Origin of the sequence: Brevundimonas sp. (genome assembly GCF_031082345.1) — a bacterium.
Classification (GTDB): domain Bacteria; phylum Pseudomonadota; class Alphaproteobacteria; order Caulobacterales; family Caulobacteraceae; genus Brevundimonas.
Genome location: NZ_JAVHLH010000375.1, coordinates 1 through 1,851, shown reverse-complemented (window position 1 = coordinate 1,851; position 1,851 = coordinate 1). Strand labels below are relative to the sequence as shown.

Annotated in this window: 3 protein-coding genes; 1 reads left to right on the top strand and 2 read right to left on the bottom strand. The window is 69.8% G+C overall.

From position 1 onward, the window contains the following. Together xseA and RDU12_RS15460 are read right to left on the bottom strand one after the other, a co-directional pair. Positions 1-950 (bottom strand): exodeoxyribonuclease VII large subunit (xseA, locus tag RDU12_RS15465; RefSeq protein WP_308685536.1); only part of this gene is annotated, 950 nt, incomplete at its 3' end. 77 nt (positions 951-1,027) lie between these two features. Beyond that, a complete protein-coding gene (locus RDU12_RS15460; RefSeq protein ID WP_300293055.1) occupies positions 1,028-1,378 on the bottom strand; it encodes a DUF3147 family protein in 351 nt (116 codons plus the stop codon). An 83-nt stretch (positions 1,379-1,461) separates the two neighbouring features. Between RDU12_RS15460 and RDU12_RS15455 the strand changes: the two genes are divergently transcribed. Beyond that, positions 1,462-1,851 (top strand): DUF6064 family protein (locus RDU12_RS15455; protein WP_308685534.1); only part of this gene is annotated, 390 nt, incomplete at its 3' end.

Genomic DNA, 1,851 nt, shown 5'->3' with positions numbered 1-1,851 from the left:
CGCAGCCGGGTGCGGCGCTCCTCGATCAGCCGGCCGCCGGCGCGGACGAGGCGGCGGTCGAGGTCGAGGACGGCGGCGCGCAGGTCGGCCAGAACGGGGGTGGCGATCTCGGCGGCGCCGGTCGGCGTCGGGGCGCGGCGGTCGGAGACGAAGTCGATCAGGGTGGTGTCGGTCTCGTGGCCGACGGCCGAGATGATCGGGATGCGGGCGGCGGCGACGGTGCGGGCCAGACCCTCGTCGTTGAAGCACCACAGGTCCTCGACCGAGCCGCCGCCGCGGGCGACGATCAGCAGGTCGGGACGGGGGATGGGGCCGCCGGGGGTCATGGCGTCGAAGCCGCGGATGGCGTTCGCCACCTGACCGCAGGCGGCGTCGCCCTGGACCACGACCGGCCAGACGATGACCCGGCAGGGCCAGCGCTCGGCGATGCGGTGCAGGATGTCGCGGATCACCGCCCCGGTCGGGCTGGTGATGACGCCGATGACGGCGGGGAAGGTCGGAATCGGCTGCTTGCGGGCCGGGTCGAACAGGCCCTCGCCCTGGAGTTTGACCTTGAGCCGTTCCAGCTGGGCCAGCAGGGCGCCGGCGCCGGCGGCCTCCATGGTCTCGATGACGATCTGGTAGGACGACCGGCCGGGATAGGAGGTGATCTTGCCGGTGACGATGACCTCGAGCCCGGTCTCGGGCTGGACGCCGAGGCCGCGGGCCGAGCCCTTCCAGACGACGCCGTCGATGGCGGCCTTGTCGTCCTTGAGCGTCAGATAGACGTGGCCCGAGGCGTGGCGGTTGACCTTGGAGATCTCGCCGCGCAGCCGGACATGGCCGAAGCGGTCCTCGAGCGTGCGCTTGAGGGCGAAGGACAGCTCCGAGACCGTCTGGGGCGGATTGTTGTCGCGGGGCGCCGCCGGTTCGTCGGCCGGGCCCTCGAAGACGTAGGAGTCGTCGCTCATCGGGGAAGACTAGCGGGGGCGGAAGGCCGGGGCGAGGGGCTGAACGGAATGTCCGCAACCGCAGGGGGAGGCGGACGTCAGAGGCGCAGCCCGATCCTGGGCGCGGCCCAGATCATCAGGCCGTAGAGCCCGATCGTCAGGAGGCAGCCGGCCGCGAGCGAAACCCAGAAGCCCACGCCGTTGCGGAGCATCGCCGGGATGACCAGGAACATCGGCAGGGACGGCAGCACGAACCAGAAGGTCGCCTCCGCATGGGCGGCCATGTTCGATGCGTCGGGCCGATCACGCCAGAGCCAGATCATGCCGAGCACCGACACCAGAGGGAGGGACGCGACCAGACCGCCGAAACCGGGATATCGCTTCGCCACCTCCGAGATGAGGGCGATCAGAATGCCCGAGAGCGCGGCCTTGATGACGAGATAGAGCATGGTTGGCTGTTTGCGCCGGCTGGCCGAAGGAGCAAGGTCCACAAGGACGGGATCGCGGACTTTCGATCCTTATAGGCCTGACCATGCTTCCGTTCACGCGCGAACAATTTTTCGAAGTCTTCGCGGCCTACAACGCGGCAAGCTGGCCCGCCGCGATCGCCGCCTATCCGATGGCCTTCGCCGTGCTGTTCCTGGCCCGGCCCGGCCCCGCCCGGTCCGGACGGGCAGCGGGTTTCATCCTCGCTCTGATGTGGGGCTGGGTCGGCCTGGTCTACCACGGCGTCTACTTCAGCAAGATCAACCCGATCGCCGTCGCCTTCGCAGCCGCGTTCGTCATTCAGGCGCTGCTGTTCACCCTCCACGCCGCCAGGAGCGGGGGGCTGCAGTTCGGCCGACCCGGCCGTCTGCGGACCGTCGCGGCGGGTGCGATGGTCGTCTATGCGGGTAGACCAGCACCGCATAGACGACCATCG

Coding starts and splice junctions, on each gene's coding strand:
- RDU12_RS15460 (WP_300293055.1), bottom strand. CDS start 1,378: ATGCTCTATCTCGTCATCAAGGCCGCGCTCTCGGGCATTCTGATCGCC.